Source organism: Streptococcus suis YS56 (genome assembly GCF_000440115.1).
GTDB lineage: Bacteria > Bacillota > Bacilli > Lactobacillales > Streptococcaceae > Streptococcus > Streptococcus suis_L.
Genome location: NZ_ALMY01000050.1, coordinates 1 through 22944 on the forward strand (window position 1 = coordinate 1; position 22944 = coordinate 22944).

A 22944-nucleotide genomic window follows, 5' to 3' on the forward strand; every position below is an offset into this window, starting at 1 on the left:
AAAGTAAGTTCTAGTCTGTCTCAAAAACAGGAAATTAGAATGAGACAAGGAAATGAGGTAGAACTTAATATGGGACAAGTTGGTGATGACAAATTTGAGATAATTAGAAAAGATAGCCTTTACGACAGCCCCCGTAGCCTGACGAAATGAACTTTCTCGCTTGTTTACATCCGAGGTAAATCTTGATAGTATGCAATTAAATCAGGAAAAGAAATTTAAAATAAAAACCCTGTGTAGCACAGAGTTCTCCTTCTATCATTCTCTTATCCACCTTTGTGTTGGCTCCATTAGCTTCGATATCTATTATTCCGTGGGAGTGGGCGGAGCCATCATGGATGACTTTCCCACTCCCACTCTGTTCTACTAGGAGATCTGTTGAAATAACGAAGCGAGATTTCATGCCATCAGAAAAAAACAGCTTAGTTGCCATGTTCATGACCTTCTTCTGTGACAATATCTTTCCGCAACACCCTCACTTGTTCAATAGGCATTTTCAGAACTAGGGAAATATTCTCATCAGACATGCCAACTTGAAAAAGAGAAATCAAAACTTCTTGCGTTTTTTGTTCTGCACCTTTCTCAATTCCTTTCTCATAACCATCCTCAACACCCTCCTCATAGCCTTCTTCAAAGCGTTCCTGCATAGTTTCGTAATAACTAGCAGCATTTCGGTTCCATGTGTCAATCATTGTCCTTTCCTCCTGTGTCCAATTATTCACATCCAAAAGATACTCTGCCCTTTGGATCGCACTGGTTTGTTTGAAGCTAAATTCTTTGTTAGAGAAGAATTCCATCCATAGCTGTTGTTTCCTATCCATTTCTCCCAATGGCAGTTTCTTCAGTTCTACAATGACCATCTCGAAGGGCTTTCTCGCTTGTTCTTGTTTACCAAATGGAAACTCCAAGACCTGACCTGTTTCTGAATCGGTGATGATAAAGGAATGGACTGGTCTTTCATCTTTAAAGTAGTTGGTTGCAACTACGGCGATACCATAGACAGGTTGGATTTTATCGTACATCTTATGGGTTTTGGCAACTTTTTGTCGAACATTGGGCAGGTTTGCGACCAGGTGTTGGCAAATATAGGTCCACAATCTTTTCAAAAAGCCTCTTTGGTAGGCGACTTGGATTTCAATCACTACTTGGGTATCATCTTCCAATGAGGCAAGAACATCAACGGTCGTAGTAAAATAGCCATCTTGTTCTTTCTTTAAATCAGCAAGAGTTCCGTTCATAATTTTGACCATTTTAGGTCTGAAACCAAGAAAGGTTTCAATGAAATCAATGGTCACCTCTGGATCGCTAAAAACTTTTTTAGCTGCAATGTCCATCATTGGATTGATGCGATGTCTTTTTTTGCTCATATTTTTCTCCATATTCTATTGATTGAGATATAACCTCGTATTATATATTCGAAAAATAGAGCATTTTCCCTAAATATATTATAGCACATTCACTAACATTTTCAAAATTCAATACCAAAAACCTGCTAGTTATTTGAAAACTAACAGGTCAAGTTTACTCATTTTCCTTCTCTCTTGCTAAACGCTCCCTCTCTAATCGCAATTTCCGATTGGGATTGAGTGTATTGAAGAGTTCTTCTAATTTCTCAGCATTCCATACATCGGCTGCTGAGACAAAATTTCCATCCTTATCCTTGAAGGATATCGGTTTATCACCCATACAAACCTCCAAATTTTTAATAATTGTTTTAGCCCAAGCTCAAGAAGACAGATGAAACAGTTCCAAAAATCTCGGCAGGTTGCGACATGAAGCTCAAGCAGTCGATACTACTGCCTGTACGGAATTAGCAAGGTTGGTAGGTAGTCCGCCATAGCGGCTACCGTACTACATCAAGTCCTTTAGGACTTAGATGTGATTCCAAAGTTACGACACGGAACGCAAATGGTCGATACTACCATTTGGGTGAAGTTAGTAAGGTAGCTAGCCAAGGTCCCCTAGGACTTGGCGTAGTTTGACTAGAGGCTGGGCAAAAAGCCTAGCACCACTCTTCAGAGTTCGTGTCAACATCTCAGCGCAGTGGTTGATTGGCAGATTTGTTCGTGTTTTACACTCCAAATCTGATCTAATCAACTGTGCGGGGGTGGGAAGACGAACTCTTTTTTAACTAGTCGAGTTCTTTCCCACTCCCAGTCAAACTGCTTACCTCGCTTTCGAATTTTCGGGCTCGGACTGATACAGTCTATCCCCAGACTTCCTCGCTTGCGAATTTTCAGGCTCGGGTTAAAACTGTCCCCCAGACAGTTTTAATCCACAAACTCAAATTCGAACTTGCCGATGCGAACTGTGTCGCCGTCTTTGGCTCCACGCGCACGCAGGGCTTCATCGACACCCATGCCACGCAACTGGCGGGCGAATTTCATGACAGATTCATCACGGTCAAAGTTAGTCATGGTGAAGAGTTTTTCTAGTTTATCACCAGATAGAACCCAGCTTGCATCGTCTGCACGACTGATGTCAAATTCTGGATCATCTGGGTTAAAGCCATAGTAAGCCTCTTCTTCTTGGAAATCTGATTCGTCGTAGAGCAAGAATTCAGGTGTTTTCTCTAGCAACTCAGCTGTGGCTTCCAAAAGATTTTCCAAACCTTGGTGAGCAATCCCTGAGATTGGGAAAATCTGTGGCAGTTCGTCAAACTCGTCGTAGTTGGCTGCCAATTTCTTCTTGAACTCTTCCAGATTTTCTGTCGCTTCTGGCATATCCATTTTATTGGCAACGATAATCTGAGGACGTTCCATGAGGCGAAGATTGTAGGTTTCCAATTCATTGTTGATGGCTACGTAATCTTCATAAGGATCACGGCCTTCACTTGCTGACATGTCTAAAACATGCAAGATAACACGTGTCCGCTCGATGTGACGAAGGAATTGCGTTCCCAATCCAACACCTTGACTAGCACCCTCAATCAAACCTGGTAAGTCTGCCACAGCAAATGACTCGCCAGATTTGGTCCGAACCATTCCCAAATTTGGCACAATGGTTGTAAAATGGTAGGCACCAATTTTAGGTTTAGCTGCTGTAATAACACTGAGAAGCGTTGACTTACCAACTGATGGGAAACCTACAAGACCTACATCAGCCAACACTTTCAATTCTAATTCAAGATTGCGCTCCTCACCTGGTTCTCCATTTTCAGAAATCTCAGGCGCTGGATTCTTAGGTGTCGCAAAACGAATATTTCCACGACCACCACGACCACCGTGAGCAATGACAAACTCTTGACCATTTTCAACCAAGTCGGTGATGACCTTGCCAGTATCCGCATCACGAACAGTTGTCCCCTGTGGTACTCGAACAATCAGGTCTTCCGCACCACGACCATGCATGCCCTTGGTCATCCCTTTTTCACCATCGTCAGCTTTAAAACGACGGTTGTAACGGAAGTCCATGAGAGTACGCAAGCCTTCATCTACAACAAAAACAACGTCTCCGCCACGACCACCATCACCGCCCCAAGGACCGCCATTAGGTACATACTTTTCACGGCGGAAGGCGACCATCCCGTCGCCACCTTTCCCTGCCTTGACCTTAATCTTGGCAGTATCTAAAAACATACTCATAATTTACCCTATTCTTTCCTAGAAAAAAACGCTTAAAAGCGTTTGTTTTAGACCTGTATTCACAATCGAAGTGCTCATATATAAGAAATCGTTTTTAGCCAATCAAGGTAGTTTTTTCAAAATACTGACTGTATTTTCTAAAAAAACTAACGATGAGTGCTTAAAAACTAGCCTTAGTATAGAAGTGCTGAACAGTGAATACAGATTCTTAATTCATCAATGCATTAATGGCTGGTAAAATCAAGCCAGCTAATGTCACGACAACCATCACGACAACAACTACTAAAGTTACTTTTTCAAATGTTGTTTTCTTGTGTTTCTCTTCGCCGAACGCCATTGCTTTCTCCTTAATCAGTCATTGATAATTCATTTTACCATAAATTAGTAGAGCTTTCAAATTTCATCTCTATACTAACAGCAACAAGGCTTTCCCTGATTAGCTAAAAAGGACTGCTTTCTAGCTTTTGACTAGAAAGACAGTCCTCTTGCTTTTCAAGAAATTTAAACTAATCAAATACCAAACGTTTTAATTTCAAACCAACTCCAACCAGCATAAGTAAACCACAAATGTAATAAGCAACAGGCAATTCAATTATCTGACTCCATCCCCCTTCTCCTAAAGCCAGAATAGGTAAACAATAAAAATACAAGGTAGCCATAAAAGCCATGACAAAAATAATCAGTTGGATATTTTTATGACCTTGATAATTGATGAAAAAGAATGCTAAAAAGATTAGAATAGAGGACAAGGAAAACAAGTTTTGACTGAAATACCGCCAACCTGATACAAGGAAAACAGAGTAATTTTCACTGTCCGTAGTATATGCAAACGGCAGTAACATACACAATATGAACAACAATCCAACTGCATGAGTGAGATATCTTTGCATAACCTTTACCTAACTCTCTATTTTATTAGCAATAAATTGAAGCATATCAAGCACTTGGTATGTATATTATGATATATAATACCGAGATTGTAAAGTATTCCGATGTATTTTTATTAGATTCTTGGATATTATTACACCGTTTAGTTTTACTTCAACTTTTCCTTGACCAACTCCGCCACCTTATAAGGCACACCAGCTTCTGCAATTTCTTGTAGGCTGGCTGACTGGATATTGCCAATAGACTTGAAATGTTTCATCAGAGCCTGCTTGCGTTTTGGTCCTAGGCCTTCTATGCCGTCCAATTTGGATGAGAAGGAATTTTTTGACCGAACCTGACGATGAAACTCGATAGCAAAGCGGTGCACTTCATCTTGAATCCGATGTAAGAGGAAAAATTCCTGTGAATTACGGGGCAATTCCACCACTTCTAGCGGATTGCCAAAGAGCAATTCGTGGGTCTGGTGCTTGTCATTCTTCTGCAAACCTGCAATGGGAATGGACATACCCAACTCCTGCTCGATAACCTGCTTGGCGACATTGACTTGACCCTGACCACCGTCAATGATAATCAAATCAGGCGGTGTCAAACCATCCCGCAGCACCCGACTGTACCGTCGCTGCAAAACTTCTCGCATGGAAGCATAGTCATCTGGTCCCTCCACCGTCTTAATCTTGTACTTGCGGTATTCCTTTTTATTAGGCACCCCATTTTCAAAGACCACCATAGCCGACACAGGACTAGTCCCCATGATGTTGGAGTTATCAAAAGCCTCAATCCGCACAGGCGTCGGAATCCCCAAAAGCTGACCGATATTCTCCACCGCACCGTAGGTCTTCTCCAGATTTTTCTCCAAGAGATTAAACTTCTGCTCCAGACTAACACGCGCATTCTTGGTTGCCAGATTGATGAGCTGCTTCTTCTCGCCACGCTGGGGCTTGATGACCTTGGTATCCACCAGAGCTTCTACGGCTTCTTGGTCAATATCCTGCGGTATCAAGACCTCTGAGGGAATCAAATGTTGCTGGTCCCTGTAAAACTGACCGATGTAGGTCAAAAAGTCTTCGTCCGCATCATTGTAGTATGGAAAAAGATTGACATTCCGCTCAATTAGTTTCCCCTGTCGAACAAAGAAAACCTGCACACACATCCAGCCCTTGTCCACATAGTAGCCAAAGACATCTCGATTTTGCAAGTCATGAGCCATCACACGTTGCTTGGTCCGCAGGGTGGAAATGGATTGCAGGACATCTCGGTATTCCGCAGCCTTTTCAAATTCCAAATTGCCAGCAGCAGCTTTCATCTTTTCCTGGACTTCCTTGACAATCTTATCATCATGCCCTGTCAAGAACTGGGCAACTTCCTTAGCCATCTTGTCATAGTCAGACAGGCTGGGCAGGTTTTCTCCATGGGCCAGACATTGCCCCAAATGATAATAAAGACAATACTTGTTCTCAGGCAATTTACATTTGCGGAAAGGATACAGACGCTCCAATAGCTTGAGGGTCTGGTTGGCCGCACCCACATCTGGATAGGGACCAAAATACTGACCACCATCCTTTTTTATCTGCCGTGTAATCATCAGCCGTGGGTGACGTTCCTTGGTAATCTTGATAAAGGGATAGGACTTGTCATCCTTGAGCATAATGTTATAGCGAGGCTTGTTTTCCTGAATCAGATTGATTTCCAGTAAGAGGGCCTCGATATTGGAATCTGTCACGATAAATTCAAAGTCGGCAATTTCAGATACTAATGCCTCTGTCTTGGTATCATGGGCACCACGAAAATAAGACCGCACCCGATTGCGCAGGTTTTTGGCCTTGCCCACATAGATAATCTTTCCGTACTTGTTTTTATGGAGGTAGCAACCCGGACTGTCCGGCAGCAACTCCAACTTATGCTTGATCAAATCGTTCATAGGTCTATTATAGCAAATTTTCTGATAATCGAGCTTATTCCACTCCATTGTATATAGTCTTTTAGTTTACTTTTAGTACTCGCTTCAAAGGTTTGGGGAACCTTTGAAGGCTGGAAATAGCGCGAACCAAGTTCGCTTCAAAAGCCGCAGGCATAACTGAAGTTAGGCAAGACGAGTTCAAATACTCCTGTGAAGTGTTTGAAGTTGGAAATAAGGAAACGGAGTTTCCTCTTACGTCGAAGTAATAAAAGAAAAACTAAATGACGATACTCGACTTCTTGGAATATATCCGCATCTATACTACAAAAATATCGATAGAAACTATTGCTTTTGTACTAATTCAGCAGTATAATAAATGTAATTAATTGTATATATTATTCGAAGAACATTTGGAATACGGCTCGGAATACCTAGCAAGCTCCTACTTTTAGTTCACGAATAACAAGGAGGTTACTATGATACAATTTGACCATATCACAAAAACATACGGCGAAACAATCGCACTTGATGACCTGAATTTGACAATTGAAAGCGGCGAGATTTTCGGTTTAATTGGTCACAATGGGGCAGGAAAAACAACGACAATCAGTCTATTGACTTCGATAATCGAAGCCAGTTATGGAACTATCTCTGTTGATGGTTTAAACCTAGAGGAGAACCGTGATGAAGTCAAGAAACGGATAGCCTATGTTCCAGATTCGCCAGACATCTTCCTACACTTAACAGCTTTTGAATACTGGCACTTTATGGGCAAGGTCTATGGTGTAGAAAAGGATGCAGTTGATGACCGTATCGCTAAACTATCTAGTCTATTTGATATGACCGCGCGCCAGCATGAGCCTATTGATAGTTTTTCACACGGTATGCGTCAGAAAACCATTATTATTGGTGCATTGATCCCTAACCCTGATATTTGGATTTTGGATGAACCCCTAACTGGACTGGATCCTCAGGCCTCTTTCGACCTCAAACAAATGATGAAAGAACATGCTCAGTCTGGTCACACCGTTCTCTTTTCTACACACGTCCTTTCAGTAGCTGAACAACTCTGTGACCGCATTGCTATTCTTCGAAAAGGGCAACTCATTTTCGTAGGAAGTCTAGATGAACTCAAATCACAGTATCCAGATAAAGATTTGGAGACCATCTATTTGGAATTAGCTGGACGCCAACAAGTGAAGGCAGGTGAGGAAGAATGAGTAAATCCATCATTTGGGAACTAGTAAAGATTAATATTCTTTATTCCAATCCTCAACTTCTAGCTTCCGTCAAGAAGAAACAAAACAAGCGCAAAGACGCCTCCTTTTCAGCCTATAAAAGTGTCCTCTTGCAACAAGTATTTATGGTTTTGAGTTTCGGACTTCTCTATTCTGTCTTTTTCATGGGAGTAGATTATAGTCAGTCCATCGGTTTCTTTTCTCTGCAACTAGCACTCTTTACCATTATTGCCATTGTCTACGGTTTTACAGGTTTCTTCTCCGTTTTCTACGATAGTAAGGATACAAAGTTGTATTTAGCACTTCCCCTGAAGCCACAAGAAGTCTTCCTCGCTAAAATCCTCTCTGCACAAGGGATGGTCTTACCCTTCCTCATGCCGTGTCTGTCTTTACTTCTAATCACTTACTGGCAAATTGGCGGTCCGCTCCTCGCCTTAGCTTCCATCCCTTCCTTTTTGATTCTCTGGATTTTAGTTAATTTAGTCAATCTGATTATCATGCACTTTGTTGGGGAAGTTCTGACAAAAAGCCCTCGTAAAACATTGATTTCTACAATCCTGATGACAGGTTCTTCCTTGCTGGCTTTTGCTGCACTCATGTTCCTGCAATCTCAGCAGACCGTTTCACTCGAATCTGGTGGCTTTGTTGATTTTCCTATCATACCTATATTTGCTGGATTCCATTACTTGGTCAGCCATACTATCTCACTAGAAACACTCCTTCATTTTGGGCTTCCTCTCATTTTGATGATTGGACTTATTGTGTTTGCGTTTAAAACTGTCATTCCCAACTACTTTAATCAAGTTTTGGCGATTGAAAATGCTTCGACAAAACGGACCAATAATGCTAAATCTGCCAAGATTCCTAGCAATCTCAATCAGGCTTTAGTGAAACACCACCTATCTACTCTTAAAGATAGCAACCTCATGGTCCAAACCATGATACAACCAATCATTATGGGAGTGGCACTTTTCCCAAGTTTTAGCCGTTTCACGGAGAATGGTGGTCTGAGTTCAGTTGAATGGGATTTCTTTGGTATTGCTCTTTTAGCTGGATTCTTGCTTGGCAGTCTATTTGCTGGTTCTACAACCTTCATCGGAGTGGCCATGTCATTGGAGAAGGAAAATTATCATTTCATTCGAACGCTTCCTATAAGTTTCAAAAAATTTATCATCCAAAAATTCTGGGTATTGGCTGCCGTGCAATTTGCACTACCGACTCTACTTTACTTTGCTTTGGCTCTAGGTTTCATGAAAGTCAAATTCATTCTAGCATTCTTCTTTACAGTCGGCATCATCATTTCAGCCCTGCTAACTGGTCAGATTTATTACTGGCGTGACCAACGACTCCTCATGCTCAACTGGCAAAATAGTAACCAGTTATTTGGTCGCGGAGCGGGGCAATGGTTGATTGCTGGATCGATCATAGGAACAATGTTTCTCGGAGCCATCATTCTAGTTGTCAGCATCATATTAGCTGGCACTATTGGTGCAGCCTATGTAAGCTCAGCCTTGATGACCTTACTGCTCATCCTATCAGCTGCTCTTCAACTATATATCTACAAAGCTTATTGGCAAAAACTAAAATAGATTGGACAAGGCATTGTCCAATCTATTTTAGTTTTCTGCGTAATATTCCTGACCGTAGCCTTCTACTTCAGCATTGATTTGCCAAGAGATACCAAACTTGTCTGTTACATTGCCATAGGCAGGAGACCAAGGAACTGCTTGAAGTTCCATATTGATAGCAGTTGCATCTACGGATAACTTGCTGTATAGTTCCTGCGCTGTTTCAGCATCATCTGTGATAAGCGCAACTGTAATATTGTCACCTACTGTATAAGGCATTTCTGGGTTGTTGTCTGACAACATAAACCGTTGACCATTCAAACGAAACTGTGCATTCATCACGTAATTTTCTAGTTCAGCAGGGCAGTCTGGTAAGAAATCTTTAAATAGATTTACTTGCTCCACTGTTGCCCCAAGAGCATTTTTATAAAACTCGATAGCTTCCAAACCATTGCCATTAGTAACCAAGTATACTTCCATTGCTTTAAGCATGATGGACCTCCAAAGTTATGATGGTTTATTATATCACGAGTTAGTTATACGGACAAATTTTTCGACTTATTTCTGACTAAATGTAAAATTAGTAGTCTCCGCCTGGTACACCAAAATATTCTTCCAAGGTCAAGCCTGAATTGTAAATATCTGTCGCTTCTTGACCAATATATCGCACATGCCAGGATTCTGCCATATAGCCTGTGCTAGACTCTTTTCCCGGAAGATAGCGGACAATAAAGCCATATAGATGCGCATTCGTAGCCAACCACTGAGAAGCATTGGGTTCTTCTAATAAATTACCACTTGTATCCAATAAATCAAAGGCTAATCCTGTCTGATGTTCACTATATCCAGCTCTTGCAGAATACCTATCTGCTGCTGCTTGTCCTTCTTGATTTACATAGGATTGGTAGAGGTTTACCTGAGTTTCATAGGAACGAAATCCACTGTAGTTATTGGAGATACCAAATCCTAGCGCCTGCATATCTGCTATTAAACGTTGAAAAGCTGCTAAGGCTTCAGGATTTTCGCCCGGTGCATAATCAGCTGCAAGCGGATGCTTTTTATTGGCGATAATCACTTCGCCATATTTTCCTTGTACACTATAATAGGAACCGTTAAAATTTACCTGAGTCTCTGTACTTGTTACTTCTTGATTCGTTTCCGCCGATGTAGAGCTGCTTGTTGACTGCTCCGAAGTTGTTGAAGCAGACTGATTTGAAGTAGTCGAAATAACTGTTGACGAATTTTTTGTAGTATTGGCCTGATTTGTATTTTGATGACATGCTACTAGTAACAGTATTGTCGGCAAGCATAATAGAATAGTACGTTTCATTATCATCACCCCGTTCTTTTATAATTATGTCTATTGTAGCACAATCATAAAACTCCGTCTAATGACGGCTTATGATTTTAACTACTATTGATATTTTTAGTGTTCATTGAATTTCTCTCGATTCTTTTCTTTCAAATAGTGGCATTCCTGATAACATACGTGTCATAAATAGAAACACCAGCCTTTCGACTGGTGGACATATATGATGTTAAATACCTGTATTCACAAGTAAAGTAATTTACATACAAAATAGTTTTTTAGGAAATACTGACTGTATTTTGAAAAATCAGTATTAGCTAGAGATACTGATACTCAATGAAAATCAAAATCAGACTAGGCGACGCAGATGCAGATAGAACTGAAGTTCATCAAATCAAGTCAACAACGTCTGATTTTGATTTTCGAAGAGTATGAACTGTAAGTACAGCTGAGATACCTCAGCAATAGTCCCGACCAAACACTATTGTTGATTTTTAGATGACATACCATTTTTTAGGATGTCTTCTGCCTTCACATCCGGCTTATTATTTAGCACTCCTAAAAATACAAGAATACTAAGGATGATACAAATCGTCTGCTCGATTTGGTTTAAGGTACGACTACATTCAATATTAAAATAACAAAATAGGACATTATCAACGAGCATCAATACCAACGAAATGAGTCCAATCCAAAACATATGTTTTTTTAAACGATTCTTTATTTGTTTCATATCTATACTCCTTTTTGATGTATAAAAATACATTTTAACATAAATAAATCGTTAATTCAAAAAAATATGGGATAAAAAATATGATAAAGCAATCGAAAGAGACCATGTAGCAAAACTAATTCAAATGACTAAATATCCGCACAATAAAACGGGTGATGATACCGAGTTGATAGAAACTACATATCATCATCCGTTTGTCAGCTGTAGGGAGAAAGAAATGTTCTCCGATTAGCTTGATGTCCATTCTCTGCATTATTTACCCTGCAATAAACAACAAGAAGAAACTTGTACCAACCATATCCGCAAGAGCATGTCCTAAGAAATAGGGCAATAAATTATCATTTTTCCTTGTATACATGTAGTAATAGAAAAGACCGAAGGCTACACCAATAACAAGAGCAGATATCATTCCTTGATAGGTATGGAAAGATATACGGACAATTGTTGAAAAGAGTAAGACCAGCGAACGCTTTTTCTTATCTGTACTCAACAATAAGCCTAAGAAAAAGAACTCTTCATAGAAGCCATTAAACAAGGAATAGATAACTGTGCTGTAGTCAACAGCTAGGAAACGATTGAGCACTGTCATGATATTCCAGTCATAGTAAGGCAAGTATCCGAGAAAATTATACCCACCAGATAGACCTGGAATATATGAAAAGGCTGTAAATGTCAAATCGCTAATCAGACCCGCACCGATGAAAATGAGAGGTCCCCAGAGGAAAACTCTCCACTCTAATTTTACTTTTAGCTGCTTGAAATCATAATTCCGAATCAATAAATACACCAGGGCAAACAGGAATAACTTTCCTTGATTGGCTAGAGCCCACCAATTATCGGCTGGACTAAACGATAGAACCCCTGTTTCAACGGTTTCTGTTGCGGAAAATGATGCTATCCATTGCATGGTTGAGGTATAAATAGCATTACCACATAAAATCGTTGTGATAATAATCAAATCTATCCAAGTGAGTTCTTTTAGGGGCTTGGTTGGACGAATGCGTCTCAGTAATCTTTTCACGTTTTCCTCCTTATATTTTTGTACATATTCTTTCTGTATAATTATATACTAAAATCCTTATAAGTTTCTTAAAATACCTTATAACAAATCTAATAATTCTTGATAGCTATGAATGGTATAGGTTGGAACTGCCTTACTCTTGTTGATCATATGAGTCGGATTGTACCAAACAGTATCCATGCCAGCATTATTGCCGCCTTGAATATCTGCTGTTAAACTGTCTCCAATCATTAAGGCTTGGTCAAACTGAAAACCTGAAATCTGCTCTGCTATTTTTTCATAAAAATCAGCCGCAGGCTTTTGCGTCCCCATCTGCTCAGAAATAAATACTTTTTTGAAATACGATTGAATCGGTGAGTGAAGCAAGCGATTTTCCTGTATATAGGTCACGCCGTTGGTCGCCGCATAAATCTGGTAGCCTCGGTGTGTCAATTCCTGCAAAAGTCTATCTGCACCTGTAAAAATTTGTCCCTGCCGCCCAATAAACTCTTGGTATCGCAAAGCCATCTCCGTCCCATCAACCTGACGACCAAAGTGAGCAAATGTCCGTGAAAAACGAGTATTGATCAACTCTTTCTTTGTAATCAGACCTTTTTCTAAATCCTTCCACATGCCCTGATTGAGCGGACGATAGACTTCTTTAAAAGCTTGAATATCTTCAACCTCCATAGCTGTCAAAAACTGGGTTAAGGCTACTTCTTCTCCACGGCTAAAATCAAGAAGAGTATGGTCAAGATCAAAGAGTAAGTGTTTGTATTGCAAGATGATAAATCCTTTCTAAGCAGAAACTACTGAAGCGATGGCAGGCAGTATGTCTAAAGTATACCACAGTTTTTAAAAAAATAGCTCTGTGTCCTAGGCTCTATTATACTGTTTTTCAGATTTCATACTCTTTACAAATCAAAATTATCCATTGTCAACTTGCCTCGATGAGTGAAAAACTCCTGTGGGGCTTTTTAGCCTGTTGCCTTGAAATAAGAAAACAACAGAGTTCTGTCATCGGCTTCGTTTCCTAGGCTACTTTTGATTTTTATTGAGTATCAGCAGCCCTGGATACACCCATTTCCTCATCATATTATACAAGCACTAGTTTATTAAAGCAAAAGACGAGGACTCGCAGAAAAAGGCAATCGTAGTAGCCTTAACTACACACGATTGCCACTGGTTGGCTTAGTTCTGCAAATTGTCAGTCACTTATTTCGGCCATTCAACTTTCACATCAAGTCCTGCCAACGAAGCTGGTTCACCAAGATACCAAGTTTTAGCGTAATAGTTCTTCATGACTGCTACCAGAGGGAAGGAAGTGTTGGTATTTTGTGGATTTGTTACTTCTGCTGACAACTAATAGGTTACTGGTCCGCTATGACCAGGCTTATCGATATAATAAATCTCTGAAAATAAATTTCTATCTTTCCATTGGTTTACTTGACCACTACCTACACGTCCTGCTGACCACCCCCATTGGCTATCAAAGTTTCGTTCCCAATGTGTTTCTTTACCCTTCTTAAAGTGACGGTACTTGCTGTCTGAACCATTCTTATCATCATTAACATCGGTTGAGAATTTGTCCAACAAGTTTTCTCCTGTTTTCTTATTAACAAGTTTTTTCAATTGCATACCATCAGGGATAATAAAATAGTATCCCCCCTTATCATATCGAAGGTTCCAAAGGGTAGAATCAAAGTTTACCGTCCATTTTACTTCATTTTCAGAGTCTCCAATCGTTGCATCAATGGATACTGACTTTTTGACCGATTCGTTATAGTTAGTTTCTTGAATAGGATCCCCTAGAGAAAAGATAGGTGAATTTTGAGGGGTGTTATTTGTTATTTGCACATTTCCGTCTGACTCAATCGCTTTTACGGTTGGTGTCTGTGTAAACAGCAATCCTCCCAATACGGTAGCACTTAAAAATAAACTTGATATAATTTTACGTTTGCTCATAAGAGTCTCCTTCTTTTATTTGACCTATTTTTGCGCTAGCTACAAAAATACTGGCAAGCTAATCGTCCCATTTCTAGGCTATCCCTTCCTTACTAAGATGAGAGTCTCTAGCAAATAAAAGACTTTTAACTACTATCAGTATAACAATACAAGTAGTATTTTCTCTTGGAGCTATCCGTTTTTTTCTATATTTGTCATTTAGCATATAGATGGTGAGACACACTCTAAAAACGTCCGATTCAAAATTCAAAATTTGCTTATCTAGATGTCATCAAAGTGTGCAAGATTGTTTCGATGCTTTAAGCAGTATACAAAAAATCACCTCAAAACAGTCAGGTCAAGACCCATTTTGAGGTGTCATATATCGTTCTAAAAATAATATTATGAAGACGTCGCAAGTCTTGTAAAATGCGATGTTTCCGCTTTACTTTTGACTCATCCCTACTCTTCCTTACTTATCGGCGCCAGGCTAGCTAAGACTTTTTTGAGGCCCATTTCTGGGAAATTGATTTTAAGTTCTTGATTGCTGCCTGAACCTGATACTTCAAGGACAGTTCCGCGTCCCCATTTCTTGTGGACGGCGATGTCACCAACTGACCAGTTGGTGCCTGAGCCAGACGATTTGTTACTTGATGCGAAAGGCATGCTACCTCCGAGCTTGGCCGATGGTTGTACGGCTGCTTTTCGACTTTGCATGGCCTGTTGCAAACTCATGCCTTGTCCAAACTGTGTCGCTCTGCCATTGACATAAGAAGCCTTAAAGCTAGTATTGGCCGGACGAGCAAGACCCTGATAGTCCAAAAGGTCACTGGAAATTTCGCGGATAAAGCGACTTGGCTGGTTATAATTACTGCGACCAAAGAGCAGACGGGAGTTGGCATTGGTCAGGTAGAGGGTCTGCTCAGCACGAGTGATACCAACATAGGCCAGACGGCGTTCTTCTTCCAATTCGGCCTCTTCTTCTGCTGCACGGCTGAGTGGGAAGACATTTTCCTCCATACCAATCAAGAAAACAACTGGAAATTCCAGACCCTTGGCCGCGTGAAGAGTCATAAGGGTTACTTCTGAAGATTCGGTGTCGCCATCATCTGTATCCGCAATCAGTGCCAAATCAAGCAGGAAGCGTGTCAAACGATCCAGACCTGTCTCTTCTTCCTCGGCATCCTTTTCGTCAAAGTTTTTGGTAACAGAAAGGAATTCCTGGATGTTTTCAATGCGAGCATTGGCTTCCAGCGTATTTTGTGCGGCAAGGGCATCGATATAACCTGTTTCGTTTAAAACTGCCTCAACTACTTGGGTTACCGTCAAGTTGTCTAATTGATTACGGAGCTTATAGAGGAGATTGGCTAGGTCAAAGACCGCCTGTGCTGCCTTCCCTTTAATCGGCGACAACATAATATCCTGAGAAGCTTCTAGCAAGGACATGCTGTGGCTGGTCGCAAAATCACGGAGTTTGTCAACTGTACCAGGTCCAACGCCACGTTTTGGCTCATTGACAATGCGTTCATAGGAGATATTATCCGATGGATTTGCAATGATATTCAAATAAGAAATCACATCTCGGATTTCCTTACGGCTGTAGAACTTGGTTCCTCCAACCATGGTATAAGGGATATTAGATTTGAGCAAGGCTTCCTCAATTGTACGGGACTGGGCATTGGTACGGTAGAGAACTGCAAAATCCTTATAAGCCTTGCCTTCTCGATGCAAGTGGTCAATCTGTCCTGCGACATAGATAGCTTCATCATTCTCATCTCTGGCACGATAGTAGGTTATCAAATCCCCTTGGGCATTCTGGGTCCAAAGTTTTTTCGGACGGCGATTGCGGTTGTTTTCGATGACCTCATTAGCAGCCTGCAAGACGGTCTTGGTCGAACGATAGTTTTCCTCCAAGAGTACCACCTTGCTCTCTGGATAGTCCTTTTCAAAGTCCAGGATATTCTGCATATCCGCGCCACGCCAGCCATAGATAGACTGGTCCGCATCCCCGACCACACAGATATTCTTAAAACGCGATGCTAGGAGCTTGACCAATTGGTACTGGGCATGGTTGGTATCCTGATACTCATCGACATGGATGTACTGGAATTTCTGCTGGTAATAGGTCAGGACCTCTGGATTTTGGTCAAAAAGGCGGAGCGTCAACATGATCAAATCATCAAAGTCAACAGCCTCTGACTGTCTGAGTTCCTTTTGATAAGCTGAGTAGCATTTGGCAACAATCTGCGTGTATAGGTCGCCTGCCTGGGCTTCAAATGCCTTGTCATCAATCAAGTCGTTTTTGGCATTGGAAATGGTTCCAAGGATAGAACGCTCGCTCCACTTTTTCGGATCTAGATTGAGATTTTTCAAAATCCGTTTCATAAGACTGCGTTGCTCACCTGGATCGACAATGGTAAAATTGCGATTGTAACCAATATGGTCAGCATCACGACGTAAAATCCGTACACACATGGAGTGGAAGGTAGCAATCAAACAGTCTTGCGTAGCAGGATTGAGTGCGTAGGCCCGCTCCTTCATCTCACGCGCCGCTTTGTTGGTAAAGGTAATGGCTAAAATATTCCAAGGATTGACCATTTTTTCATCAATTAAATAAGCGATACGGTGGGTCAGGACACGCGTCTTACCCGAACCAGCTCCTGCCATAATCAAGAGCGGCCCTTCCGTCGTCTGTACCGCTTCTGCCTGTCTGTCATTCATTCCGTTTAATAATGGGTTCATTGTCTCATACTCTCTCTAAAAAATCATTCTATCCATTATACCAAAAAAACTCTCGATAGGCAGTTGCAATGTGATAGATGACATGCAAAAAAGCCCAGAGCTATCTCTGAGCTTTTGTATTCAATAGATTATTCAGCACCCAAAGCAGCTACTGTGATGTAGTTGTATGGTTTGTTGAAGTGTGGCAAGAAGAACAAGTCTGTCAAGGCCAATTTTTCAATTGTTACGCCTTCTTGGATTGCCAATGAGAAGAGGTGGATACCCAATGAGATATCTTCACGAGCAGCCATTTGCGCACCAAGGATACGACGTGAATCTTTATCGTAAACAATCTTGATTGTAACTGGGAAGTTACCATGCTCCATGAATTCTGGTTTTTGGTTGTCCGTTACTTCAGTAACAGCAGCATTCAAACCAAGACGAGTAGCTTTTTCAAGTGTCAAACCAGTTGATACAAGGTTAAGACCGTAGATAGAGATACCGTTAGAACCTTGTACACCGATACCTTCAAGGTCAGTACCACAGATGTTGTGTGCTGCTACGATACCAGTACGTACTGCGTTTGAAGCCAAAGCGATGTAGCTTGTGTCGCCAGTAGCGTTGTCGTAGATAGTTGCACAGTCACCGATAGCGTAAACGCCTGGGATTGAAGTTTCTTGGCGTTTGTTTACAAGGAAGGCACCGTTACGGAAGCGCTCGATTCCTTCACCTGCAAATGCAGTGTTTGGACGGAAACCAACAGCCAAGATAACCATGTCAACATCGTATTCGTTCTTGTCAGTGATGATTTTCTCAACTTTGCCATCACCAGCAACTTCTTTAACAGTTTCACCGAAGGCAAGTTTGATACCATGCTCTTCCAAGTTTTTAGCCATAAGGTCTGACAAGTCGCGGTCATAGTAACCAGCCAAACATGTATCAACAACATCGATAAGGACTACTTCTTTACCTTTACGTTGGAATGCTTCTGCAAGCTCAACACCGATGTAACCAGCACCAACAACTGCTACGCGGTTGATGTCTTTGTTTTTCAATTTTTCAATAACATCAGCTGAGTTTTGGTACAATTTAACGAATTGCAAGTTTTCAAGAGTTGCTTCAAATTCAAGAGAACCTTCTTTGATTGCTGCACCTTTGATTGGTGGCAAGATAGGTTGTGAACCAGTTGCAAAAAGAAGTTTTTCAAATGATTCAACATGTTCTTGACCATTTACAAGCGCTGTAACTGTTTTGGCATCATAGTCAATGTTTGTAACAGGTGACTCCATGTACACTGTCGCGCCCAAGCTCTCCAACTCTTCTTTGTTTGAGTAGAAAAGTCCTTCAGGACCGCCAATTTGCTCACCAATCCACAAAGCCATACCACAACCCAAGAATGAGATATTTGAGTTTTGGTCAAATACAACGATTTCGTTTTCTTGACCATAGTTTGTCAACATAGTTTTGATTGCGGCAGTACCTGCGTGGTTAGCACCGACAACAACGATTTTAGCCATAAGAGAAAATCTCACTTTCGAAATATATTTTTACAAAATCTATTATACACTAAAAATGATACCGATTACAAAATTTTGGCTCAGAAAATCACATTTTTTCAAAAAATTTTTGAAATGCTATTTTCTTTAAACAATGTAAAGATATGTAAAAGCAAAAAACCTAGATTTCTCTAGGTTTCTCTTAACGCACTTGTTCAAAACGCAGATGTACAATAATCTTATCGCCATAACCGTTACGTTCCAAATCACGTTGCAAGCGATAGGAAATGTAATGCTCAGCAATAGAAATATAACCTGCATCTAAAAGACGGTGTTCAACTTGCGACTGAACCATGCTAATCGTTGGTCGCTCTGTATGAGCTTCTTCCAAGTCAAGCACTACTTTCTTTGTGACCTGAGCAAGGTTTTTCCGCCAAGTTTCATCAATGACATAAACTGTCTGTGCAGCTTTAATGATGGCTTGGTAGATTTTATCTGGGTCAAATTCAACAATCTCTCCACTACGTTTAATGACTTGCATAAAAGCTCCTTTCTGGTTTTCAGTAAACCCTTTCATACTTACATTATCTAGGTTTTTATGCATTTTGTCAAGTATTCTTTTTCATAAATTCAGCTATAGATTTATTTTTGCTGAAGGCATTTCTTATGTTATAATGTAGCTATTAGTAACAAAAAAAGGAGAATTATATGACATCTGCAATGCCAAAACGTCAAGATATTGATGTTCAATTAACATGGAATACAGATTTGTTGTTCCCAACCCCTGAAAATTACCAAGAAAACCTATCTGCCTATGCCAAACAGGTCGAAGCTTTCGAAGCCAACTATAAAGGAAAGTTGTCTGATAAAGAAACCATCGTGGCTGCTCTTACAGAATATGAAACCATTGTCATTCTTGATAGCAGACTTTCACACTACGCCTTTTTACCATTAGAAGTGGACAAGATGAATACGGAGTTGGCAAGCCTAGCCAACGAATATGACTTGGTATCAGCAAAAGCTCGTCCAAAACGTGACTTCCTTTTCTCAGAACTAGGTCAATTAGATGAAGCTTTTCTTCTTGAATTAAAAGAGGAACATCCTCATTGGGCTGCCTTCTTTGATGCTATTTTACGAGACAAGCCGCATCAACTGCACCCACTTCAAGAAGAACTTCTCTCAAACTTCGCCCCAACTTTTGGTCAGCCATACAACAACTACGGTGTGACCAAGTTTGAAGATATGACATTTGACAACTTCGAGGCAAATGGCGAAACGCTCGGCAATAGCTATGTGCTCTTTGAAAATGATTATGAACTCAGCCATGATACCGAGATCCGTCGCAATTCAGCTGCTGGTTTTTACTCAACCTTGAAGAAATACAAGAACACAACTGCCGCGACTTATCTGTCTCATATCAAAAACGAGCAAATCGAAGCTCGCTTGCGTGGATTTGAAAATACGATTGACTTCCTCTTGAACAGTCAAAATGTCTCCCGCGATCTCTTCGACCGTCAGATTGATGTCATCATGAAGGAATTGGCTCCTCACATGCGTCGCTATGTGAAATTGGTTGCCAAGGCTCATGGCTTGGAAAAAATCACCCATGCCGATTTGAAAATCAGCCTGCCTTCAGAATACAACCAACGCATCACACCTGAAGAATCTAAGCAATTCTTGATTGACTGCTTGGGCATTCTTGGTGAAGATTATGTGAAAATGATTGAACAATCATTTGATGAGCGTTGGATTGACTTTGCTCAAAACGAAGGTAAGGCTACTGGTGGCTTCTGTGCTACACTTTATGATGGACCATCTTACATCCTCCTTTCATGGACAGGTTTGATGAATGAGGTCTTGGTATTGGCTCACGAATTGGGACATGCAGGTCATTTCCAATTAGCTAAGAAACAAAGCGTCCTCAGCTACGATCCATCCCTCTACTTCATCGAGGCGCCTTCCACTGCTAACGAAGTCTTGACATGTAACACCCTTTTGAAAAACAACCAAGACCCTGGCTTCCAGGCTTACTTGATTAGCGAACTGATCAGCCGTACTTACTTCCACAACATGGTTACTCACTTGCTTGAAGCAGCCTTCCAGCGTGAAGTCTACACTCGTTTGGACAACGAAGAATACCTCAACGGTGATATTCTCTGCCAAATCAAGTTGGATGTTATCAAGGAATTCTGGGGTGAAGACTTTGAAATCGGTGACGATGCAGGTCTTATCTGGATGCGTCAACCGCACTACTACATTGGGTTGTATCCATATACCTACTCAGCTGGGTTGACCATCGGTACGGCTATGGCTAAACAGTTGGAAGAACATCCTGAAGAAGTTGTTGAAAAATGGTTGGAAACCTTGTCACTCGGTGCAAGTCTTTCTGCCCAAGACCTTGCTAAGCACGCAGGTGTTGACGTTTCAACTGACCAACCACTTAAAGAAACCATCGCCTATATTGGTTCCTTGGTGGATAAACTGGAAACACTAATCTAAGACACATAAAAGACTTGAACTTATTTGTTCAGGTCTTTTTGTCTATTCTTTCCTGATACCAATTTTTGATATAGGTCAATTCATCCTGACTTAAAAAATGTCCCTTATCAAAACAAACTAAGTTGGCTTTGTGAAAAGCTGACACTCGCCAGTCATCTACAAGATGTTCAAGAGCGACTTGGTCGACGAGTTGGTCATTCTGCCCCAGTGTAAATAAAATCTCTGCTCTGCTATTTTCTATAGGAAATGCATAATCTAAGGCTGAGGGATGGAGTAAGATATAATTGTCCGCCAGATTTGACTGTTTGGTCAACAAGCCCATGATGAAGTTGGCACCGTTTGAAAAGCCAACAAAGGTAATCTGCTGGTAGGGCTGGATGTCTAAGTCCTGCCAAAAATCCAGAAAAGCCGACAAGCGCAGTTCAAAATCGACAAGATCCAGCTGACCATCAATCAGCGGGGCAAAGAAACGCCTTTCCCTGCCTTGACCCCAACTTCCATCCAAGGAAAGGACAGAGTCTTCTGGATCCAGCTGTTGGCGGAGAAAGAGCATGGATTCCTTGTTGCCGCCTGTTCCGTGGAAAAAGACCAAGAGACGGGGACTGGTCCCTTTGATAAAGCAGTAATCCATACTTCATTTCTCCTAATATCGTCATTCAGTTTATCTTTTATTACTTCGACGTACGAGGAAACTTCGTTTCCCTATTTCCAACTTCAAACACTCCACAGGAGTATTTGAACTCGCTTTGCCGTACTCCAGTACTGCCTGCAGCTGTTGATGCGAACTTTGTTCGCTCTATTTCCAACCTCCAACTATCTCCCAGATAGTTGGAGCGAGTACTAAAAGCAACCTGAAAGACTATAACGCTGGGAGAGATTTTTTTCGATTTCCTGTCTGTCCTCTTCAAAAAAACTTGGCAAGAACAGTTCAACATTATCTAGCTGCTTATCTTATCTTGGCATGGCAGCCTCTCTTTCGCCAGCCATGGTCGCAACTTCAAACATGAGATAATTGAGTGTTCGGAAGTACAGGGAATGCATGAAATCTCGATTGATAATTCCAGAATGGGGACGATTGATAAGATTTAAGCGACTAATCAGGTCTTCCAAGTCGGACTCATCTAAGACACCAAATGCGATATGATGAATGGTCCCGACTCCCATCACGCTGATTGGCGACTCTTGGTCAAGGATCAAATAAAGTCGATGTTGGAAGGTATTATCAAAGAGCAGCGAAATCACCATCTTATCTTCAAAGACAAATCGGCTTTCCTCGACAAATCCGAAGGTTTCGGTCAGCAAACTTAGTAATGCCTTTTCTTCACGAATTCGCATGTGAAGACTGGCGATACCAAGAATGGCGTATTCCGACGAAATTTCATCTGTTTCATACGGGAACATTTCTCCAATAGAGTCATGATAGGTCAAACCAAGCAACTGGCCATCTTCATCTTGGAAATTTAAAATATGTCCATTTCCAAAGGCCTGAATTCCTTCATTTTCTACTTCAAACTCTGTCAGTCTTTTCTGCCAGAATTCCAAGGCAACAAAATCTTTAACTAGAAAAATGGTTCGTTCCAAACGATTGCTGCCAGGCCGATGACTAGGATGACTGGGCATATCAAAAATGGTAAATTCCGTTCCATAGCGGCCTTCATCATCACCGAAAAAGAGATGATACATGCTTGAATCTTCTTGATTGACAGTTTTCAATGTCAATTTTAATCCGAGAATATGATGATAAAAATGATAGGCTTGGTGAATATTTTCTACCAAGCTTGAAATGTGATGAATACCTGTATTGTTCATAAGATGACCTCGCTGATAATAATAGAATCATTTTATCGCTAATTAGTTATATATTCAAAGAAAATGCACAAAGAAAACACCCGAATCCATTCGAGTGCTTTCAGGAGATTATATGAAAAAGATGTTTTTATTATAAAGTAACTAGCTTAAATAAATCTAAAAAGGAGCAAGGATAAAACTCAATTGTTCAAAAACATACTAAGATTAGTAGTGAGGAAATCTCCGACGGGAGAGAGTACTCATTACTTTTTCTTTATGTTA

Annotated in this window: 22 protein-coding genes; 3 read left to right on the forward strand and 19 right to left on the reverse strand. The window is 40.8% G+C overall.

The genetic code is table 11. The features are described 5' to 3' along the window. Positions 1–196: 196 nt before the first annotated feature. From SST62_RS0105565 to uvrC, 7 genes are all read right to left on the reverse strand, one after another. On the reverse strand, positions 197–430 hold the full coding sequence (locus tag SST62_RS0105565) for a hypothetical protein (protein ID WP_029186608.1): 234 nt from the start codon (positions 428–430) through the stop codon (positions 197–199). Further along, on the reverse strand, positions 420–1364 hold the full coding sequence (locus SST62_RS0105570; RefSeq protein ID WP_029186609.1) for an Rpn family recombination-promoting nuclease/putative transposase: 945 nt from the start codon (positions 1362–1364) through the stop codon (positions 420–422). The genes SST62_RS0105565 and SST62_RS0105570 overlap by 11 nt, the downstream gene beginning before the upstream one ends. 154 nt (positions 1365–1518) lie before the next feature. After that, positions 1519–1683 (reverse strand): hypothetical protein, encoded by a 165-nt coding sequence (locus SST62_RS0105575; protein WP_024409594.1) that lies wholly within the window; start codon positions 1681–1683, stop codon positions 1519–1521. A 584-nt stretch (positions 1684–2267) separates the two neighbouring features. Then, entirely contained in the window at positions 2268–3581 is a 1314-nt protein-coding gene (gene obgE / locus SST62_RS0105580) for a GTPase ObgE (protein ID WP_029186610.1), read from the reverse strand. A 208-nt stretch (positions 3582–3789) separates the two neighbouring features. Continuing rightward, positions 3790–3918, reverse strand: a complete 129-nt coding sequence (locus SST62_RS0105585; RefSeq protein WP_024409592.1) for a DUF4044 domain-containing protein — start codon at positions 3916–3918, stop codon at positions 3790–3792. A gap of 169 nt (positions 3919–4087) precedes the next feature. After that, positions 4088–4471, reverse strand: a complete 384-nt coding sequence (locus SST62_RS01000000111530; RefSeq protein WP_032499356.1) for a hypothetical protein — start codon at positions 4469–4471, stop codon at positions 4088–4090. A 146-nt stretch (positions 4472–4617) separates the two neighbouring features. Beyond that, positions 4618–6387 carry an excinuclease ABC subunit UvrC gene (gene uvrC / locus SST62_RS0105595; protein ID WP_029186611.1) on the reverse strand — a complete coding sequence of 590 codons (1770 nt, stop codon included), beginning with the start codon at positions 6385–6387 and terminating at the stop codon, positions 4618–4620. A gap of 455 nt (positions 6388–6842) precedes the next feature. On the opposite strand from uvrC, the gene SST62_RS0105600 reads away from it, so the two are divergent. Further along, complete coding sequence (locus SST62_RS0105600; RefSeq protein WP_029186612.1) at positions 6843–7586, forward strand: ABC transporter ATP-binding protein; 744 nt, start codon at positions 6843–6845, stop codon at positions 7584–7586. Next, positions 7583–9193 carry a hypothetical protein gene (locus SST62_RS0105605; RefSeq protein WP_029186613.1) on the forward strand — a complete coding sequence of 537 codons (1611 nt, stop codon included), beginning with the start codon at positions 7583–7585 and terminating at the stop codon, positions 9191–9193. The genes SST62_RS0105600 and SST62_RS0105605 overlap by 4 nt, the downstream gene beginning before the upstream one ends. 27 nt (positions 9194–9220) lie before the next feature. Here SST62_RS0105605 and SST62_RS0105610 read toward each other — a convergent pair whose 3' ends face one another. From SST62_RS0105610 to SST62_RS0105650, 10 genes are all read right to left on the reverse strand, one after another. Next, positions 9221–9664, reverse strand: a complete 444-nt coding sequence (locus SST62_RS0105610; RefSeq protein ID WP_002935466.1) for a VOC family protein — start codon at positions 9662–9664, stop codon at positions 9221–9223. Positions 9665–9752: 88 nt separating this feature from the next. After that, positions 9753–10508, reverse strand: a complete 756-nt coding sequence (ldcB, locus tag SST62_RS0105615) for an LD-carboxypeptidase LdcB/DacB (protein ID WP_029186614.1) — start codon at positions 10506–10508, stop codon at positions 9753–9755. A 454-nt stretch (positions 10509–10962) separates the two neighbouring features. Further along, positions 10963–11214 carry a phage holin gene (locus SST62_RS0105620; protein WP_029186615.1) on the reverse strand — a complete coding sequence of 84 codons (252 nt, stop codon included), beginning with the start codon at positions 11212–11214 and terminating at the stop codon, positions 10963–10965. Between the two features lie 256 nt (positions 11215–11470). Further along, positions 11471–12235 carry a CPBP family intramembrane glutamic endopeptidase gene (locus tag SST62_RS0105625; RefSeq protein ID WP_029186616.1) on the reverse strand — a complete coding sequence of 255 codons (765 nt, stop codon included), beginning with the start codon at positions 12233–12235 and terminating at the stop codon, positions 11471–11473. A 78-nt stretch (positions 12236–12313) separates the two neighbouring features. Continuing rightward, on the reverse strand, positions 12314–12997 hold the full coding sequence (locus SST62_RS0105630; RefSeq protein WP_029186617.1) for a YjjG family noncanonical pyrimidine nucleotidase: 684 nt from the start codon (positions 12995–12997) through the stop codon (positions 12314–12316). A 432-nt stretch (positions 12998–13429) separates the two neighbouring features. Next, the gene (locus tag SST62_RS1000000112890) at positions 13430–13576 is read right to left on the reverse strand and encodes a hypothetical protein (protein ID WP_228376847.1); all 147 of its coding nucleotides are present in this window, start codon (positions 13574–13576) and stop codon (positions 13430–13432) included. Then, positions 13577–14179: a translation initiation factor 2 gene (locus tag SST62_RS01000000111535; protein WP_228376848.1), complete on the reverse strand. Its 603-nt coding sequence runs from the start codon at positions 14177–14179 to the stop codon at positions 13577–13579. A 441-nt stretch (positions 14180–14620) separates the two neighbouring features. Next, entirely contained in the window at positions 14621–16900 is a 2280-nt protein-coding gene (pcrA, locus tag SST62_RS0105640; protein WP_029186618.1) for a DNA helicase PcrA, read from the reverse strand. Positions 16901–17028: 128 nt separating this feature from the next. Further along, complete coding sequence (gene nox, locus SST62_RS0105645; RefSeq protein ID WP_029186619.1) at positions 17029–18396, reverse strand: H2O-forming NADH oxidase; 1368 nt, start codon at positions 18394–18396, stop codon at positions 17029–17031. 181 nt (positions 18397–18577) lie between these two features. Further along, the gene (locus tag SST62_RS0105650) at positions 18578–18916 is read right to left on the reverse strand and encodes an ATP cone domain-containing protein (RefSeq protein ID WP_002935455.1); all 339 of its coding nucleotides are present in this window, start codon (positions 18914–18916) and stop codon (positions 18578–18580) included. Positions 18917–19083: 167 nt separating this feature from the next. On the opposite strand from SST62_RS0105650, the gene pepF reads away from it, so the two are divergent. After that, complete coding sequence (gene pepF / locus SST62_RS0105655; RefSeq protein WP_029186620.1) at positions 19084–20874, forward strand: oligoendopeptidase F; 1791 nt, start codon at positions 19084–19086, stop codon at positions 20872–20874. A gap of 28 nt (positions 20875–20902) precedes the next feature. Here the strand turns inward: pepF and SST62_RS0105660 are convergent, their stop codons facing one another. Both SST62_RS0105660 and SST62_RS01000000111540 read right to left on the reverse strand, forming a co-directional pair. Beyond that, complete coding sequence (locus SST62_RS0105660) at positions 20903–21505, reverse strand: alpha/beta hydrolase (protein ID WP_029186621.1); 603 nt, start codon at positions 21503–21505, stop codon at positions 20903–20905. Between the two features lie 320 nt (positions 21506–21825). Then, the gene (locus SST62_RS01000000111540) at positions 21826–22683 is read right to left on the reverse strand and encodes a VOC family protein (protein ID WP_228376849.1); all 858 of its coding nucleotides are present in this window, start codon (positions 22681–22683) and stop codon (positions 21826–21828) included. Positions 22684–22944: the final 261 nt, after the last annotated feature.